The sequence below is a fragment of the Streptomyces sp. NPDC032198 genome, from assembly GCF_040636975.1.
Classification (GTDB): domain Bacteria; phylum Actinomycetota; class Actinomycetes; order Streptomycetales; family Streptomycetaceae; genus Streptomyces.
Genome location: NZ_JBEZVL010000001.1, coordinates 443,692 through 460,898, shown reverse-complemented (window position 1 = coordinate 460,898; position 17,207 = coordinate 443,692). Strand labels below are relative to the sequence as shown.

Here is a 17,207-nt window from a genome sequence, read left to right as displayed (position 1 = left end):
CCGTCAGGAGAGTCCGGGCCCCTCGGCGTGTCGCGGCCGACCCTCGTACGGGTCACTCGGCGCGCCGGAGCCGATGAACGTCCATACCGTGTGTTCATGAGCCACTCACCGCGAATCCGCACGGTACTGAGCTGCACCTTGCTGGTGGCCGCCCTCGGGGTGGGAACCACGGCGTGCGGCAGCTCCGACGGCCATCCGCTCTCGGCGAAGCCGTACGACGCGGCGGGCCAGATCGCCTTCAACGGCCCTGTGGGCAGCCAGAAGGCGGATCCCGACAAGCCCCTCGAGGTCACCTCCCAGGGCGAGGACGGGCGCATCACCGATGTGACGGCCACCGACGCCCTCGGGCGGTACGTGAAGGGCGAACTCGCCGCCGACGGCGCCCGTTGGCACAGCACGGAGCCCCTGGCGGCGGGCACGCACTACACCGTGCGGGTGAGCACGGAGGACGAGGACGGCGCGCCGGGCCGCAAGGTCCTGGCGTTCGACACCGACGCGCCGGCCAAGAAGAAGCGCCTCGACGTCACCTTCGGCCCCGATTCGGGCAAGTACGGCGTGGGCCAGCCGATCACGGCCAAGCTCAGCGCCAAGGTGAAGGACGAGAAGGCCCGGGCCATCGTGGAGCGCTCGCTGAAGGTCGAGACACAGCCCGCCACGGAAGGCGTGTGGCACTGGGTGGACAGCAAGACGCTGCACTACCGCCCTAAGGAGTACTGGCCCACGGGCGCGACCATCCACGTACGGAGCAACCTCGAGGGCATCAAGGTCCGCGACAAGCTCTGGGGCGGCGACGCGAAGCCGGTGAAGATCACCATCGGCGACCGCATCGAGGCCGTGACGGACGCCGGTTCGCACTACATGACGGTCTACCGCAACGGCGAGGAGATCAACTCCATGCCGGTCACGACGGGCAAGCCCGGCTACTCCACGCGCAACGGCGTCAAGGTGGTGCTGGGCAAGGAGTACTCCGTACGGATGACCAGTGCCAGCATCGGCGCATCGGACTTCTACGACAAGATGGTCTACTACGCGACGCGGGTCACCGACTCCGGTGAGTACGTGCACGCCGCCCCCTGGTCGGTCGGCTCGCAGGGGTACGCCAACACCAGCCACGGCTGCACGGGCATGAGCACCGATGACGCCGCCTGGTTCTACGAGACCGTGCGGCAGGGCGACATCGTGAAGGTCGTCAACAGCGCGGGCGAGGATATGGATCCGTTCGGCAACGGCTTCGGCGACTGGAACGTCGGCTGGAAGAGCTGGCGCAGCGGCAGCGCCCTGGTGGGCGGGGCCAAGGAAGGCCCCACGGCGGTCGACGCGGCCCGACTGCGCCCGCAGGTCTGACAGGGCCGCAGAACAGCACAGAAGGCCCCGTGCCGGAGCGCGGGGCCTTCCGGGTGCCTCAGGCCTGGACGGCCAGCCGCCGGCGCAGCAGAGAGGCCAGGGAGCCCGCGAACTCGACCGGGTCGACCGGAAGGGTCACCGCGGCCTCCGCACGGCTCCAGGTGGCCAGCCAGGCGTCCTGCGGGCGTCCCATGAGCAGGAGCACGGGCGGGCAGTTGAAGATCTCGTCCTTGAGCTGACGGCAGACCCCCATGCCGCCGATGGGCGTGGCCTCGCCGTCCAGGACGCAGACGTCGATGCCGCCCCGGTCGAGTTCCTTCAGCACGGCGGGCAGCGTCGCGCACTCGATGAACTCGACCGCGGGAACGTCCGCCGCCGGCCTGCGTCCGGTGGCCAACCGGACCTGCTCGCGGGTGCTCGCGTTGTCGCTGTAGACCAGCACCGTGGCGGTCGGCTGCATTGTTCCTCCGCTTCGTTGAGGGCATTCGGCCGGGGACCGATGCGCGGATGCTACTCCTCCGGACACCCCGTCAACAGCGGTTCGGACAGCCCTTCGATGGGCCATACGGGCAGGACACACCCCGCAGACACTCCGAACGGCACCCCCCGGGGTGAGGGCGGGATAAGCGACCGACATAATGTCGGTCGTGGCGACAGCAACGACAGTAGATACCGGGCACGCGCACCCGCCGGTCAATCGACCGAACCTCACCAGCGTCGGAACCATCATTTGGCTGAGTTCCGAGCTGATGTTCTTCGCGGCCCTCTTCGCGATGTACTTCACCCTGCGATCGGTGACAGGACCTGAGCACTGGAAGGAAATGGCGTCCGCGCTGAACTTCCCGTTCTCGGCGACGAACACCACGATCCTGGTGCTCTCCTCTCTCACGTGTCAGCTAGGCGTGTTCGCCGCTGAGCGTGGTGACGTGAAGAAGCTCCGGATGTGGTTCATCGTCACCTTCATCATGGGTGCGGTCTTTATCGGTGGTCAGGTGTACGAGTACACCGAGCTGGTCAAGCACGAGGGCCTCTCGCTCTCGTCCGACCCGTACGGCTCGGTCTTCTACCTGACCACTGGCTTCCATGGCATGCACGTGACAGGCGGCCTCATCGCCTTCCTGCTGGTCCTCGGCAGGACGTACGCGGCCAAGAGGTTCACCCATGAGCAGGCGACCGCAGCCATCGTCGTGTCCTACTACTGGCACTTCGTCGATGTTGTCTGGATCGGTCTCTTTGCCACGATCTACATGATCAAGTAAACGGGGTCGGGCCCGGACGGGCCCGACGTTCCGACTCATTCCAGAAGCATCGACGCAGAAGATCCTGACACCGGGGTAATCCGTGAAAAAGCTCTCCGCACGACGACGCCACCCGCTGGCGGCGGTCGTCGTCCTACTCCTCGCGCTGGCGGCCACCGGGGGGCTGTACGCCGCGTTCGCACCCGCGGACAAGGCGCAGGCCGACGACACCGCCCAGTCCCTCGCCATCGACGAGGGCAAGAAGTTGTACTCCGTGGGCTGCTCCAGCTGCCACGGAACCGGCGGTCAGGGGTCCTCCGACGGTCCTAGCCTGGTGGGCGTCGGCGCAGCCGCCGTCGACTTCCAGGTCAGCACCGGCCGTATGCCGCTCCAGCAGCCGGGCGCCCAGGCGCCGAAGAAGAAGGCCATCTACAACCAGGCCCAGATCGACCAGCTCGCGGCGTACATCGCCTCGCTGGGCGCGGGCCCGACCATCCCCACCGAGAAGCAGTACAGCCCGGAGGGGGCGGACATCGCCAAGGGTGGCGAGCTGTTCCGCACCAACTGCGCGCAGTGCCACAACTTCACCGGTGAGGGCGGCGCGTTGACGAAGGGCAAGTTCGCTCCTTCGTTGGAGGATGTCTCCCCGAAGCACATCTACGAGGCCATGCAGACCGGCCCGCAGAACATGCCGTCCTTCCCCGACACGACGATGCCGGAGAAGAACAAGAAGGACATCATCGCGTACCTCGACGCGGTCAACGGCGAACAGACCGAGAGCCCTGGCGGTCTCAAGCTGGGTGGTCTGGGTCCGGTCAGTGAAGGCCTGTTCGGCTGGATCTTCGGTCTCGGCTCGCTGATCGCGGTCGCCGTGTGGGTCGCCGCTCGGACCGCAAAGGCCAAGAAGTCATGAGTAGCCAAGAGAAATCAGAAGAGAACCTGCCCAGCGTGCAGGAGACCGAGCACGGCTCGGTAGCGGTGAAGGACGAGAACCCGTTCGCCGACCCGGGCCTTCCGCCCCATGAGCACCGTGTCCAGGACATCGACGAGCGGGCCGCCAAGCGGTCCGAGCGTGCGATCGCCTTCCTGTTCACGCTGTCGATGCTGGCGACGATCGGCTTCATCGCCTCGTACGTGGCGTTCCCGGTCGACAAGCGCATCTACATCTTCCCGATCGGCCACATCAGTGCGCTGAACTTCTCCCTGGGCATGACCCTGGGCGTGGCGCTCTTCTGCATCGGCGCGGGCGCGGTCCACTGGGCCCGCACCCTGATGTCCGACGTGGAGGTCGCCGACGACCGGCACCCCATCGAGGCCGAGCCCGAGGTCAAGGCCAAGGTCATGGCCGACTTCAAGGCCGGTGCCGCGGAGTCGCAGTTCGGCCGGCGCAAGCTGATCCGGAACACGATGTTCGGTGCGCTGGCCATGGTGCCGCTCTCCGGCGTCGTCCTGCTGCGCGACCTCGGTCCGCTGCCCGAGGACAAGCTGCGGCACACGCTGTGGTCCAAGGGCAAGCTGCTCGTGAACATGAACACGAACGAGCCGCTGCGCCCGTCGGACGTCCAGGTCGGCTCGCTGACCTTCGCCAAGCCCGAGGGCCTGGAAGAGGACGCCCACGACTTCCAGAAGGAGATCGCCAAGGCGGCCCTGATGATCGTCCGTATCCAGCCGGACAACATCAAGGACAAGCAGGAGCTCGAGTGGTCGCACGACGGTGTCGTCGCGTACTCCAAGATCTGCACCCACGTCGGCTGCCCGATCTCCCTGTACGAGCAGCAGACGCACCACGTCCTCTGCCCGTGCCACCAGTCCACCTTCGACCTCTCCGACGGTGCCCGAGTGATCTTCGGCCCGGCCGGTCACGCGCTGCCGCAGCTGCGCATCGGCGTGAACGAAGAGGGCTACCTCGAGGCGCTCGGCGACTTCGCTGAGCCCGTCGGTCCTGCTTTCTGGGAGCGCGGATGAGCACTACGACGACTGATACGCGTAAGAAGGAGGCGCCCGCAGGTGAGCGGGTCGCCGACTGGGCCGACGGACGTCTGGGGATCTACTCCCTGGCCAAGGCCAACATGCGCAAGATCTTCCCGGACCACTGGTCCTTCATGCTCGGTGAGATCTGCCTCTACAGCTTCATCATCATCATCCTCACGGGTGTGTACCTGACCCTGTTCTTCCACCCCTCGATGAACGAGGTGGAGTACCACGGCAGTTACATCCCGCTGCAGGGCCAGCTGATGTCCGAGGCGTTCAACTCGACCATGCACATCAGCTTCGATGTGCGCGGTGGTCTGCTGATCCGGCAGATCCACCACTGGGCGGCGCTGATCTTCCTCGCGGCGATGTTCGTGCACATGATGCGCGTCTTCTTCACGGGTGCCTTCCGCAAGCCCCGTGAGGTCAACTGGGTCTTCGGGTTCCTGCTGTTCGTCCTGGGCATGTTCACCGGCTTCACCGGTTACTCGCTCCCGGACGACCTGCTCTCCGGTACCGGTGTGCGCTTCATGCAGGGCGCCGTCCTGTCCGTGCCGATCGTGGGCACGTACTTGGCGATGTTCCTGTTCGGCGGGGAGTTCCCCGGCGGCGACTTCGTGGCCCGGTTCTACTCGGTGCACATCCTGCTGCTGCCGGGCATCATGCTCGGGCTAGTGGTGGCCCACCTGATCCTGGTCTTCTACCACAAGCACACCCAGTTCGCGGGTCCCGGCAAGACGAACAAGAACGTCGTCGGCATGCCGCTGCTGCCCGTCTACATGGCGAAGGCCGGAGGCTTCTTCTTCCTGGTCTTCGGTGTGATCGCGGCCATCTCGGCGATCGCCACGATCAACCCGATCTGGGCGCTCGGTCCCTACCGTCCGGACCAGGTGTCCACCGGAGCGCAGCCCGACTGGTACATGGGCTTCTCCGAGGGCCTGATCCGTGTCATGCCGGGCTGGGAGATCAACGCCTGGGGTCACACGCTCGTCCTGGGCGTGTTCATCCCGCTGGTCATCTTCCCGCTGGTCCTGGTCGCGATCGCGGTCTACCCGTTCATCGAGTCCTGGGTCACCGGGGACAAGCGCGAGCACCACATCCTGGACCGCCCGCGCAACGTCCCGACCCGTACGGGCTTCGGCGTCGCGTGGATCACCTGGTACATGGTGCTGCTGATCGGTGGTGGAAACGACCTCTGGGCCACGCACTTCCACCTGTCGATCAACTCGATCACCTGGTTCGTGCGCATCGCGTTCTTCGTGGCACCGGTCCTCGCCTTCATCATCACCAAGCGGATCTGCCTGGGTCTGCAGCGGCGCGACAAGGACAAGGTGCTGCACGGACGCGAGTCCGGCATCATCAAGCGCCTGCCGCACGGTGAGTTCATCGAGGTCCACGAGCCGCTCAACCAGGAGCAGCTGCACACGCTCACCGCGCACGAGCAGTACGCGCCGCTCGAGATCGGCCCCGCGGTCGACGAGAACGGCGTCGAGCGCAAGGTGTCCGGTTCGCAGAAGCTCCGGGCCAAGCTCAGCAAGGGCTACTACGGGGAGGACAACCAGATCCCCAAGCCCACCACCGAGGAGTACAAGGAGATCACCAGCGGCCACGGCCACCACTGATCCCTGAACGCTCCGACGTTCTGACCGCAAGGTCTGACCACAAGGTCGCCACGGTGAGAGCCCCGTCCCTGCATCCAGTGCATGGACGGGGCTCTTTGCCGTCCCCCGGGCTGGATAAGGTGTTCCTGACCCATGCCTAGACGAACCCAGGAGCGGCAGATGAGCGCTGTGACCCCCGCAGGAGGCAACACCGCGGCGGCCCGTTCCTGGCCCGGTGTGCTGAACGGGCTGCTGGAAGGGCGCGACCAGAGCGCCGAGGACGCCGCGTGGGCGATGGACCGCATCATGCGCGGCGAGGCGACCGACGCGCAGATCGCCGGCTTCGTGGTCGCGCTGCGGGCCAAGGGCGAGACCGTGGAGGAGATCTCCGGCCTCGTCCGCACGATGTACGAGCACGCCAACGTGATCGAGGTGCCGGGGCGGACCGTCGACATCGTCGGCACCGGCGGCGACGGCGCGAAGACCGTCAACATCTCCACGATGTCCGCGATCGTGGCCGCGGGAGCGGGTGCGAAGGTCGTCAAGCACGGCAACCGCGCGGCCTCCAGCGCCTCGGGCGCCTCCGACGTCCTGGAGAAGCTCGGGGTCAACCTGGAGCTGCCGCTGAACCGGGTCGTCGAGGTGGCCGAGGAAGCCGGGATCACCTTCTGCTTCGCCGTGAAGTTCCACCCGGCGCTGCGGCACGCCGGCGGGGCCCGCAGCCAGCTGGGCATCCGGACCGTCTTCAACGCCCTCGGCCCGCTCACCAACCCGGCCAAGGTGCGTGCCCAGGCGGTCGGCGTCGCCGACCCGCGGATGGCGCCGATCGTGGCCGGGGTCTTCGCCGAGCGCGGGAACTCCTCCCTCGTCTTCCGCGGCGACGACGGGCTCGACGAGCTGACGACCACGGCCACATCGCGGGTCTGGGTCGTACGGGACGGAGCCGTGCGCGAGGAGGCCTTCGACCCACGGGACGTCGGCATCGATCTCGTCCCCGTGGAGGCGCTGCGGGGCGCTGACGCCTCGTACAACGCCGAGGTGGCGCTGCGCCTCCTGGACGGCGAGAAGGGCCCTGTGCGGGACGCCGTGCTGCTCAACACGGCGGCGGCCCTGGTGGCCCTCTCGCCGGGCGAGGGGACCCTCGTGGAGCAGATCGGCGCCGGGATCGCGAAGGCGGCCCAGGCCATCGACTCCGGTTCCGCGAAGACGGCACTGGAGCGGTGGGTGGCGGCCAGCAACAGGTGAGTGTGGCGCACACCGCAGTCCGGATGCCGGACTGCGGTGTGCACCGGGAAGATCGTGTGGCAAGATGCTGCGCAGGTCATGAGTGACAGCGATTAGGCCCCGGCTCGCTGTCCGGCAACCCTCCGTCCGTGGCGGGGTGCCCCGGGTGAAGACCAGGCCGTACGCAGCAAGGCGTATGGCAAGCGCGGACCCCTGCGCACTCGATGAGTGTCGTACCCCTGGGGTCCTGGTCCTCAAGGGAGCAGTCTCGTGAGCAAGCGAATGCGATAGGGCTTCCCGGCCCCTTTTCCGCACCCCCTTTTCTCTTCATCACTGCAGCGCCCTATGTGCGCCCTCGCAGTGAACTCGCCTGCCTTCCCACGGGAGTTCGCCATGTCCGCACGCTCTGTCGCCACCGTCACCGACGCCTCCTCCACCGAGTCCGCCGACCCCTGCTGCGCCGCGCCGCTGCCGGTGCTCGGCCGTGACGTCACCGTGCCGCTCGTCACCGGCGGCGAGGTGACCTACGCGGCGCTCGACTACGCCGCGAGCGCCCCGGCGCTGCAGCGGGTGTGGGACGACGTGGCCGCGTACGCGCCGTACTACGGCAGCGTGCACCGCGGTGCCGGGTACCTCTCGCAGCTCTCCACCGACCTCTTCGAGAACAGCCGCGTCACCGTCGCGGAGTTCCTGGGCTGCCGCGAGGACGACCAGGTCGTCTTCACGCGTTCGACCACCGACTCGCTCAACCTCCTTGCCGCCGCCCTCCCCGCCGACTGCCAGGTCTTCGTCTTCGAGACCGAGCACCACGCCTCGCTGCTGCCCTGGCGCGACGCCCGCGTGACGTACCTGAACGCGCCGCGCACCCCCGACCAGGCCGTGGCCACCCTGGAGCGCGCCCTCGCCGACCGCGACCCCTACGGGCCCGCCCTGGTGTGCGTGACCGGCGCCTCGAACGTCACCGGTGAGCTGTGGCCGGTCAAGGAGCTCGCCGCCGCCGCCCACGCGCACGGCGCCCGCATCGTCCTGGACGCCGCGCAGCTCGCGCCCCACCACCCCGTCTCGATCAGCGAGCTCGACGTCGACTGGGTCGCCTTCTCCGGCCACAAGCTGTACGCGCCCTTCGGCTCGGGTGTCCTCGCGGGACGCTCCGACTGGCTGCGGGCAGCCGAGCCGTACCTCGCGGGCGGCGGTGCCTCGCGCAAGGTCGCGCGGCGTACGGACGGCGGCGTGGACGTCGAGTGGCACGACACCGCGGCGCGGCACGAGGCCGGCTCGCCGAACGTCATCGGCGTGTACTCGATCGCCGCCGCCTGCAAGGCGCTCACCGAGGCGGGCTTCGACGAGCTCGTCGCCCGGGAGCGCCACCTCATCGCCAAGGTCCGCGAGGGCCTCGCTGACGTGCCCGCCGTGAAGGTGCTGTCGCTCTTCGGTGACGACGCGCCGCGCGTCGGTGTCATCTCCTTCGTCGTCGACGGCTGGAACAGCTCGCACTTCGCCGCCGCGCTCTCCGCCGAGTACGGCATCGGCGTACGCGACGGTCTCTTCTGCGCCCACCCGCTGGTGCGCACCCTGCTCGGCAGCGACCCGCAGAGCCAGGGCGAGTGCGGTGCCCCCGAGGCCGCGCCCGGCGAGAAGTCCCTGAACGCGATTCGTGTCAGCTTCGGCGCGGGCACCCCGGACGAGCACGTGGAGCGCTTCGTGCGCGCCTGCAAGGAGCTCGTGGCCGACGGCGCGCGCTGGAACTACCGTACGGAGGACGGGCGTTGCGTCCCGGACACCACCGCAGCCTGAGCCCTGGGCCGCCCCCTCAGGCGTGAGCCCAGAACGATCATCCGCAGGGCCCGCTCGGTCGCGTCGGTGAGGAACACCGAGCGCCTGGAGTGCCCCGGCGCCCCGAAGGCCCCGGAGACGCCCAGGACGCCTAGGAGTCGAGGCCGATCGCGAACGCCGCTTCGAGGTCGTGCTGCGAGTACGTACGGAACGCGACATGCGTGTCCGTCCCCTCCACGCCCGGGATCTTGCTGATCTTGCCGGGGATGACGTCGGCCAGGTCGTCGTGGCGGGTGACGCGCACCATGGCGATCAGGTCGTACGTACCGGTCACGGAGAAGACCTCGCTGACACAGTCCAGGGCGGCGATCGACTCGGCGATCTCCGGGATCCGGTCCACGCTGGTCTTGATGAGCACGATCGCGGTGATCACGGCTGACTGTCTCCCTCGGTAACCGGTGCTGGCTTCTTCACTCTAGCTGTCCTCCTGTAGCGCCCCCATGCGTACAGAAAGCCGAGGGAGAACCCGACCAGATGGGCCAAGTACGCCACTCCCGGCCCCTGCGCGCCCTGCCAGGCCGCGAGCCACTGCAGCACCACCCAGAACGGCAGCACCACCCAGGCCGGAAACCGCAGCGGCAGGAAGAAGAGGAACGGGAAGAGGCTGGTGACCCGCGCCTTGGGGAAGAGACGGAGAAAGGCACCGAGCACCGCGGAGATCGCCCCCGACGCGCCCACCAGGGTCTGATGCGAGCCCGCGTGCGCGACCGCGTACGCGAACAGGGCGAGATAGCCGCAGCCGAGATAGAAGAACGCGAACTGGAGGTGTCCCATCCGCTCCTCGGTCATCGCCCCGAAGACGAAGAGGAACAGCATGTTGCCCAGCAGATGCAGCCAGCTCCCGTGCACGAAGAGCGCGGTGGCCGGGGCGAGCACGGGCCGCAGCGCCCCGCTGAACAGCTCGGAGGGGACCACGCCCCAGCGCTCGAAGTAGTCCTGCTGGGCGGCGAGCAGCTCATCGCCGGTCCCGTACGCGGGATTGAGCCCCGACACGGGCGAGATCACGAAGACCAGACAGCAGACGGCGATCAGTCCGTACGTGACCGGGGCGGACTGCCCCCTGAGCATTCGGCCCGCCGTCGAACCCCATGTCCTGATCATGAACAGAGCATGACGTAAGGGCAGCAAACCGTACAGACCGCCCCGCCGCGTGGGAGGCCGCCGCATGGAGACCCTTACAGGCCTTAGGGTTACGGACACCACGCACCATGGAATTCCGAAGGAAAGCGAACAGCCACGATGACGGTTCCTCTGCCGACCGACACCACCCGGTGGCGCTGCGCGCTCTGCGGCAACCTCACGCGTTTCGACGTGACCCGCACGTCGAAGGTCGTCGAATATGTGCACCTCGACCTGGCCGGTGAGTCGAACGTCGAGGAACGTGAGGTGGTCAGTGAGACCATCGAGTCGGTGCGCTGCCGCTGGTGCAACGCGGTGGACCAGGTGGAACTCGTGGACAGGCCGGGCGCCGGCTCCTGAGGGAGCGGGCCCCGCACAGCTAGTGGGGTGACGGATGGTGGAGAGCGCAAGCGGGGAGCCGGACGACGGCACCGCTGAGGTGCTCGACCGCCCGCTGCCCGACGGAGTACGACGGCGGGTCGTCCAGATCGTCTCGGACGGCTTCGGCGGGCTCACGGTCAGCGAACTGCCCGCACAGCTGCGGCAGTATGCCCGCTTCACGCCGACCCGGCGCACGAAGTTCGCGGGCAACGCGATGGCGGCGGCCCTGGAGGGCGACGCGCTCTTCCGGCAGCGCATCGGCGAACGTCTCAGAGAGGCGCAGCCCGAGCTCACCGGCGCCCTGGACGCGGGCTCACCGCCCCCGGCCGCGGACCCCCTCGATGTGGCGGCCGCGGCCTATGTGCTGCGTCCCACCGGCTGGGTGAAGCTGGTGACCGCCGCGGGTGAGGAAGCCCTGCGGGCGGACGCCGAGCGCGTCGAGGACGAGACCCGCGCCGAACTCGAACGGCTGCGCGAGGAACTCTCCGCGGCCCGCGGCCAGACGAAGGCCGAGACCGAACGGCTGCGCATGGAGCTGGAGTCGGCGAAGAAGGAAGCCGAATCGATGCATCGCAAGCTGCGCGGTGCCCTCAGTGACGTCAAGCGCGGTGAGGCCGCCCTGCGCAAGGCCGCCGCCGAGTACGACGCCGCACGCGCCGAGGGCCAGGCGCAGCTGTCCGCCGCCGAGAGCGAGTCCCGGCGGCTCAAGGCACGGCTGAGCGAGACCGAGGCCGCCCTGGAAGCCAGCCGCAGGGCGGCGCGCGAGGGCCGCAGCGTCGAGGACATGCGGGTACGGCTGCTGCTCGACACGGTCCTGGAGTCCGCCCAGGGGCTGCGCCGCGAACTGGCCCTGCCGCCCGTCTCCGTGCGGCCCGCGGAGACCGTGGACGCCGTCGAGCCCGGCCGGATGACGCCCAAGGACATCGCCGCCCGCGCGCTCTCCGAGAACGACCCGGCGATCCTCGACCAGCTGCTCGCGCTGCCGCAGGCGCACATGGTCGTGGACGGCTACAACGTCACCAAGACGGGCTATCCGACGATGCCCCTGGAGAAGCAGCGGCTGCGGCTTCTCGGCTCGCTCTCGCAGCTCGCCGCGCAGACCGGCGCCGAGATGACCTGCGTCTTCGACGGGGCCGAACTCGCCGCGCCCGTACTGCTCGCGCCGCCGCGCGGGGTGCGGGTGCTGTTCTCCAAGCCGGGCGTCACCGCGGACGAACTGATCCGCCAGCTGGTGCGCGCCGAGCCTCCCGGGCGCCCCGTGGTCGTCGTCTCGACCGACCGCGAAGTGGCCGACGGGATCGCGAAGGCGGGGGCGCGGCCGGTCGCTTCGGCCGTCCTCCTGAAGCGGCTTTCGCGCGGCTGACGCGCGCCGCTTTCGCGGGGCTGCCGCACGTCGCTTTCGCGGGGCTAAGGGGCGCAAGTAACTCCTGTTCCCTATGCCCGAATTGGGGAGCCGGCTTCGCGACGCAGCGTCAAGTCATACTCACCGCCTGTACGTTATCGGTAAAATATGCGCCCGGCACCCCACTTTTTGCCCTTCAGGATTTGAACTGATCACAAGGAGGTCACTAAGGTCACGGCTCGAACCTCCGCTCGGTTGATCACCCATCCGGGGTGACAGCGGCGGTACCCGCCCACCGGATCTCGGTAGGCGGCTGGAGGAAGAAGGAGCCGCCTTCGTGGCGTCCCATCGTCGACCCAAGCAGCCGAGCCGCGCACGCGTGACCGTGCTCACCGCGACCGCCGCCGCTGCCGTGGCACTCACCTCCCAGGCCGCCAATGCGGCGCCCAGCGAGAAGCCGAGCAAGGACGAGGTCAAGTCCAAGGTCGACAAGCTCTACGAGGACGCCGGCCGGGCCACCGACCGGTACAACGGCGCCAAGGAGAAGCAGGAGAAGCTCGAGAAGGAGATCGGCGAGCTTCAGGACAAGGTCGCCCGCGGCCAGGAGGACCTCAACGACCTCCGCGGCGGGCTCGGTTCGATGGCCAGCGCGCAGTACCGCACCGGCGGCATCGACCCCTCCGTCCAGCTCTTCCTCTCCGCCGACCCGGACGACTACCTCGACAAGGCGTCCACCATGGACCAGTTGAGCGGTCAGCAGGTCGAGGCGCTCAAGAAGGTCCAGGAGAAGCAGCGGACCCTCGCGCAGGAGCGCAAGGAGGCTTCCGACAAGCTCAAGGACCTCGCCGACACGCGCAAGGAACTGGGCAAGAAGAAGAAGGAAGTCCAGAGCAAGCTGGGCGCCGCCCAGAAGCTGCTCAACACCCTCAGCGCCAAGGAGAAGGCGGACCTCGCCGCCAAGGAGCAGCGCGCGAGCCGCAGCGCCGGCGACCGCGTGGACCTCGGCAAGGAGGTCCCGGCATCGCAGCGCGGCCAGGCCGCCCTGAGCGCCGCCGCCACGCAGCTCGGCAAGCCCTACGTCTCCGGCGGCAGCGGCCCCAACTCCTACGACTGCTCCGGCCTCACGCAGTGGGCGTACAACCAGGCTGGTGTGCAGATCACCCGGACCACGTACACCCAGCAGAACGACGGCACGAAGATCGGTCGCGGCGAGCTGAAGCCCGGCGACCTGGTGTTCTTCAACAGCCTCGCGCACGTCGGCTTCTACGCGGGCAACGGCCAGATCCTGCACGCCCCCAAGCCGGGCGCCGTGGTGCGCTACGAGTCGATGTCCACCGTCGGCTCCTTCCAGTTCGGCGTCCGCATCTGAAACGACCGGCGTGCCGCCCAAACGGGCGAATTCCGGTAACTCGAGCTGACCCCACGCCCCGTCGGTGACCTGCGTCTCCGGCGGGGCGTCACTTTGCGTACACGGCGGGGTCTTTGGCCGTGACGTGATCCCACGGCTACTGTCGCGCCCATTCCCCCGACGGATCGGGGGGACTTCCCCCGGTTCGTCCATTGTCCGGGGGTTCGTCAGCGGAGGGAGAGCGGCTTCCCGTGGGGTCCCATCGTCGTCCCGCGCTGTCCGGCCTTGACCGGAGCACGCGCGTAACCGTCCTGTCAGCCGCCGCGGCCACCGCCGCGGCCGCCCTCGCCGCCACACCGGCCGGCGCCGCACCTCAGGACACCCCGGCGACCACCAAGGCCAAGGTGGACCGCCTCTTCGAGGAGGCCGAGCAGGCCACCGAGGCGTACAACAAGGCCGACGAGCGCGCGGACACGCTGCGCGAGCAGGTCGAGCGGGCCAAGGACAGCGTCGCCCGCGGCCAGGAGCGCATCAACACGATGCGCGGCGCGCTCGGTTCGCTCGCCGGGGCGCAGTACCGCTCGGGCGGCATCGACCCCTCCGTCGCCCTGATGCTCTCCTCCGACCCGGACGGCTATCTGGAGAAGGCGGCGGCGCTCGACCGCATCAGCGCCCGGCAGGCAGGCGAACTGACCGACCTGCAGAAGGCCCAGCGCAGCCTCGCGCAGGAGCGCACCGAAGCCGGCCGCAAGCTCCTTGAGCTGGAGAAGAGCCGCACCGCCGTGGCCCGCCACAAGCGGAGCGTCGAACACAAGCTCGCCAAGGCGCGCAAGCTGCTCAACTCCCTGTCCGCGCGGGACCGCGAGGAGTACGACAGGACGTCGCGCTCGGGACGCGACGAGATGCCGGACCCCGGGAGCGCCGGGCCCACCTCGGGGCGGGCCGCCGCCGCCCTCGCCGCGGCCCGGTCGGCGATCGGCCGCCCCTACGTGTGGGGCGCCAACGGCCCGTCCGGATTCGACTGTTCGGGCCTCACCCAGTGGTCGTACGCGCAGGCGGGCGTCGGCCTGCCGCGCACCTCGCAGGCCCAGCGGTACGCGGGACGCCAGGTGCCCCTGTCCCAGGCGAAGCCCGGCGACCTGGTCGCCTACCGCGACGACGCCAGCCACATCGGGATGTACGTGGGCAACGGCCAGGTCGTGCACGCGCCCTACCCCGGCGCCCCCGTCCGATACGACCCGGTCGGCATGATGCCGGTGTCGTCGGTGACGCGGATCTGACCGGCGGTCCGCCGCCCGCTGCCCTTACGATCTGAAACGTGGCTGGTCGCGGGCGTGGGTCGTGGGTGCTGGGGATCTGTGTCGCCCTGCTCGTCGGGTGCGGCGGTCCCTCGGCGCCCGATGCCGCGCCCGGCGACGTGCGCAGGCTGCTCGACCGGCGTGCGGAAGCGGTGCTCGACCGGGACGCGGACGCGTTCCGCGCGACGGGCCGCGCTGCCGGGGGTACCGGGGCCAGCGAGGCCGGCGAGGCCTACGACAACCTCCGCGAGGTGCCGCTCCAGTCCTGGCAGTACCGCCTGACCGCCTTCCGGCGGAACGGGGCGCGCGCCACGGCCACCGCCGACCTGCGGTACCGCATCAAGGGCTACGACAGCGAACCGCTCGTCACCTCGCGCTCGCTCACGCTGGAGGAGCGCGACGGACGGTGGTACGTCGCCTCTGAGCGGCCCGCGAAGAAGGCCACGCAGCAACTCTGGGACCAGGGGCCCGTGACGTCCGTACGGGGCGCTCACAGCCTCGTGCTGGGCATCAGGCGCGGTGATCGGGACGAGACGACGCTGCGCGAGTACGCGGAGCTCGCCGACCGGGCGGTGCCGCTGGTGCGGGACGCCTGGCGGGGGAAGTGGCCGGAGCGGGTCGTCGTCATGGTGCCGGGGTCCCTGGACGGCATGGCGGGGCTGCTCGGGGCGCCCGCCTCCGGATATCGGGGGATCGCGGCGGTGACCACGGGGGAGACCGGCGGCTCCGGGGAGGCGCCCGCCGACCGGATCATCGTCAACCCCGAGGCGTACGGCGTGCTCGGTGACTTCGGCAAGCAGGTCGTGCTCACCCACGAGGCGACCCATGTCGCGACCCGCGCGCGCACCTCACCGGCGACCCCCCTGTGGCTCTCCGAGGGCTTCGCCGACTGGGTGGGCTACCGCGGCACGGGCCGCACCGCCACGCAGGCCGCCCCCGAACTGCGCAGAGCCGCCCAGCGGGAGCAACTGCCCGGCACGCTCCCCGATGACGACGCCTTCGGCTTCAGCGGGGACGCGGGGAAGCTGGCCCAGGCGTACGAAGGGTCGTGGCTGGCCTGCCGGATGATCGCGGACCAGTGGGGCGAGAAGGAGCTGACGGAGTTCTACGAAGCGGTCGGCGCGCACAAGAAGAGGCCGGGCGCCCTGGAGGACGCGCTGCGAGAGGTCCTGGACACCACTCCGGAGGAGTTCACGGCGCGCTGGCGTACGTATCTGCGCGCGGAGCTCGGCTGACCTCTTCGGGCGCAGGCGCGCGCTCACGGGCCCGGGGCTCGGACACCGTCTGCCGCCACAGGTTCCGGCAGGCCAGCAGCGCCGCGGCGACGAGCAGGCCGTTGCGCACGAGGAGCAGGGCGATGCCCAGCGGGTCGCTCGCCACCACGTGCGAGAACCAGACGGGGAACTCCAGGAACGTGACGAACGTGGCCGCGAGCACCAGGCGCACGGGCAGCTCCATACGGCTCGCGCGAAACGCCGTGCACACGGCCGCGACCCCGACCAGCCACAGGAGGTACTGCGGGCTGATCACCCGGCTCGTCGCCGTGAACAGCAGCACGGCGACGAAGGCCGCGTCCGCGACCGTGCTCGCGGACCAGACGCGTGCGCGCAGCCGCCACACCAGGAGCCAGCAGAAGGCGGCCACGGAGAGCCCCTGCGCCACCGTGCTGACCAGCGGGACGTAGGGGCCCAGGAACTCCACCGAGCCGTAGTTGAGCTGCACCTCGCCCCGCCAGCCGAAGTGGCGCGCGACATGGAAGACGAGCGCGCCCAGCGACTCGACCTCGGTGCCGCGGTCGCGCTGGAAGGTCAGGAAGGCGAGCGCGCCGGGCATCGTCAGGAAGGCGAGGGACAGGCCGACGGCCGTGGCGGCCGCCGCGCCCCAGGAACTGCGGGTGGCACGCGCGCGTGGCGTGCCGACGAGCAGCAGGGCGGGCCACACCTTGAGCAGCGCGCCGAACCCCGCGAGCGCGCCCATCGTGCGGGGATGGCGTGCCCCCGCGAGCAGCGCGGTGACCCCCACGGCCGTCACCATCACGTCGTAACGGGCGTACACGGTCGGCCCGAGCAGCGCCACGCCCACGACCCACACCCAGGCCCCGCGGAGGGACTTGCCGGGCCGCCTGCCCGCGTACAGGAGCAGTCCGCAGACGAGCGTGTCGGCGAGGAGGGCGAGCACGAAGAACGCCGACGTGTAGTCCATGAAGGGCAGCAGGGCGGGGGAGAGGACCGCGAGCGCGGCGGCGGGCGGGTACTGCCAGGTGACGTCGTCCAGGGGGAAGGTGCCGGTGCGCAGGACCTCGTACCAGCCCTGGTAGATGACGGCGACGTCGCTGGTCACGTCGGGGCCGGGGGCGGTGAGCACCTTGAGGACGCAGAGCAGCAGCACGGTCCTGGTCAGGACCCAGACGGTCAGGATCCGTGCCATGCGCACCACGCCCCTTTTCGGATACTTCATTGCGGTTCGGGAGCCATGATGCCGGGCGCGGCCGGGAATGGGCCAAGAGGC

Annotated in this window: 16 protein-coding genes and 1 riboswitch; of the genes, 12 read left to right on the top strand and 4 right to left on the bottom strand. The window is 69.5% G+C overall.

What is annotated here, in order from left to right; translation table 11 throughout:
• The first annotated feature begins 96 nt into the window (after nucleotides 1-96).
• On the top strand, nucleotides 97-1,344 hold the full coding sequence (locus AB0E78_RS02170; protein WP_361827029.1) for an Ig-like domain-containing protein: 1,248 nt from the start codon (nucleotides 97-99) through the stop codon (nucleotides 1,342-1,344).
• A 58-nt stretch (nucleotides 1,345-1,402) separates the two neighbouring features.
• Here AB0E78_RS02170 and AB0E78_RS02165 read toward each other — a convergent pair whose 3' ends face one another.
• The gene (locus AB0E78_RS02165) at nucleotides 1,403-1,804 is read right to left on the bottom strand and encodes a hypothetical protein (protein ID WP_361827027.1); all 402 of its coding nucleotides are present in this window, start codon (nucleotides 1,802-1,804) and stop codon (nucleotides 1,403-1,405) included.
• 178 nt (nucleotides 1,805-1,982) lie between these two features.
• On the opposite strand from AB0E78_RS02165, the gene AB0E78_RS02160 reads away from it, so the two are divergent.
• The 6 genes from AB0E78_RS02160 to AB0E78_RS02135 all read left to right on the top strand — a co-directional run bounded on the left by AB0E78_RS02160 (nucleotide 1,983) and on the right by AB0E78_RS02135 (nucleotide 9,172).
• A complete protein-coding gene (locus tag AB0E78_RS02160; RefSeq protein WP_160504601.1) occupies nucleotides 1,983-2,603 on the top strand; it encodes a heme-copper oxidase subunit III in 621 nt (206 codons plus the stop codon).
• A gap of 82 nt (nucleotides 2,604-2,685) precedes the next feature.
• The gene (locus tag AB0E78_RS02155; RefSeq protein ID WP_361827025.1) at nucleotides 2,686-3,495 is read left to right on the top strand and encodes a c-type cytochrome; all 810 of its coding nucleotides are present in this window, start codon (nucleotides 2,686-2,688) and stop codon (nucleotides 3,493-3,495) included.
• Nucleotides 3,492-4,547, top strand: a complete 1,056-nt coding sequence (locus AB0E78_RS02150; RefSeq protein WP_361827023.1) for a Rieske 2Fe-2S domain-containing protein — start codon at nucleotides 3,492-3,494, stop codon at nucleotides 4,545-4,547. Before AB0E78_RS02155 ends, AB0E78_RS02150 begins: the two co-directional genes overlap by 4 nt.
• Nucleotides 4,544-6,175 carry a cytochrome bc complex cytochrome b subunit gene (locus AB0E78_RS02145; protein WP_361827020.1) on the top strand — a complete coding sequence of 544 codons (1,632 nt, stop codon included), beginning with the start codon at nucleotides 4,544-4,546 and terminating at the stop codon, nucleotides 6,173-6,175. The genes AB0E78_RS02150 and AB0E78_RS02145 overlap by 4 nt, the downstream gene beginning before the upstream one ends.
• A 159-nt stretch (nucleotides 6,176-6,334) precedes the next feature.
• Entirely contained in the window at nucleotides 6,335-7,399 is a 1,065-nt protein-coding gene (trpD, locus tag AB0E78_RS02140; RefSeq protein ID WP_361827017.1) for an anthranilate phosphoribosyltransferase, read from the top strand.
• A gap of 74 nt (nucleotides 7,400-7,473) precedes the next feature.
• Nucleotides 7,474-7,590, top strand: a riboswitch (SAM riboswitch).
• A 181-nt stretch (nucleotides 7,591-7,771) separates the two neighbouring features.
• Nucleotides 7,772-9,172 carry an aminotransferase class V-fold PLP-dependent enzyme gene (locus AB0E78_RS02135; protein ID WP_361827014.1) on the top strand — a complete coding sequence of 467 codons (1,401 nt, stop codon included), beginning with the start codon at nucleotides 7,772-7,774 and terminating at the stop codon, nucleotides 9,170-9,172.
• A 130-nt stretch (nucleotides 9,173-9,302) separates the two neighbouring features.
• Here the strand turns inward: AB0E78_RS02135 and AB0E78_RS02130 are convergent, their stop codons facing one another.
• Nucleotides 9,303-9,584, bottom strand: a complete 282-nt coding sequence (locus tag AB0E78_RS02130; RefSeq protein ID WP_058850481.1) for an Lrp/AsnC ligand binding domain-containing protein — start codon at nucleotides 9,582-9,584, stop codon at nucleotides 9,303-9,305.
• Nucleotides 9,581-10,312, bottom strand: coding sequence for a rhomboid family intramembrane serine protease (locus tag AB0E78_RS02125; RefSeq protein WP_361827012.1), 732 nt, complete (start codon nucleotides 10,310-10,312; stop codon nucleotides 9,581-9,583). Before AB0E78_RS02125 ends, AB0E78_RS02130 begins: the two co-directional genes overlap by 4 nt.
• Before the next feature lie 138 nt (nucleotides 10,313-10,450).
• Here AB0E78_RS02125 and AB0E78_RS02120 point away from each other — a divergent pair, with 138 nt between their 5' ends.
• The 5 genes from AB0E78_RS02120 to AB0E78_RS02100 all read left to right on the top strand — a co-directional run bounded on the left by AB0E78_RS02120 (nucleotide 10,451) and on the right by AB0E78_RS02100 (nucleotide 15,934).
• Nucleotides 10,451-10,690: a hypothetical protein gene (locus AB0E78_RS02120; protein WP_361827010.1), complete on the top strand. Its 240-nt coding sequence runs from the start codon at nucleotides 10,451-10,453 to the stop codon at nucleotides 10,688-10,690.
• A 34-nt stretch (nucleotides 10,691-10,724) separates the two neighbouring features.
• Nucleotides 10,725-12,074: an NYN domain-containing protein gene (locus AB0E78_RS02115; protein ID WP_361827008.1), complete on the top strand. Its 1,350-nt coding sequence runs from the start codon at nucleotides 10,725-10,727 to the stop codon at nucleotides 12,072-12,074.
• Between the two features lie 316 nt (nucleotides 12,075-12,390).
• Entirely contained in the window at nucleotides 12,391-13,422 is a 1,032-nt protein-coding gene (locus tag AB0E78_RS02110) for an NlpC/P60 family protein (protein ID WP_361827006.1), read from the top strand.
• A 230-nt stretch (nucleotides 13,423-13,652) separates the two neighbouring features.
• Nucleotides 13,653-14,681: an NlpC/P60 family protein gene (locus tag AB0E78_RS02105; protein ID WP_361827004.1), complete on the top strand. Its 1,029-nt coding sequence runs from the start codon at nucleotides 13,653-13,655 to the stop codon at nucleotides 14,679-14,681.
• Between the two features lie 38 nt (nucleotides 14,682-14,719).
• The gene (locus AB0E78_RS02100) at nucleotides 14,720-15,934 is read left to right on the top strand and encodes a hypothetical protein (protein WP_361827003.1); all 1,215 of its coding nucleotides are present in this window, start codon (nucleotides 14,720-14,722) and stop codon (nucleotides 15,932-15,934) included.
• Here the strand turns inward: AB0E78_RS02100 and AB0E78_RS02095 are convergent.
• Nucleotides 15,891-17,126, bottom strand: a complete 1,236-nt coding sequence (locus tag AB0E78_RS02095; RefSeq protein WP_361827000.1) for a glycosyltransferase family 87 protein — start codon at nucleotides 17,124-17,126, stop codon at nucleotides 15,891-15,893. The genes AB0E78_RS02100 and AB0E78_RS02095 overlap by 44 nt on opposite strands.
• Between the last annotated feature and the right edge of the window lie 81 nt (nucleotides 17,127-17,207).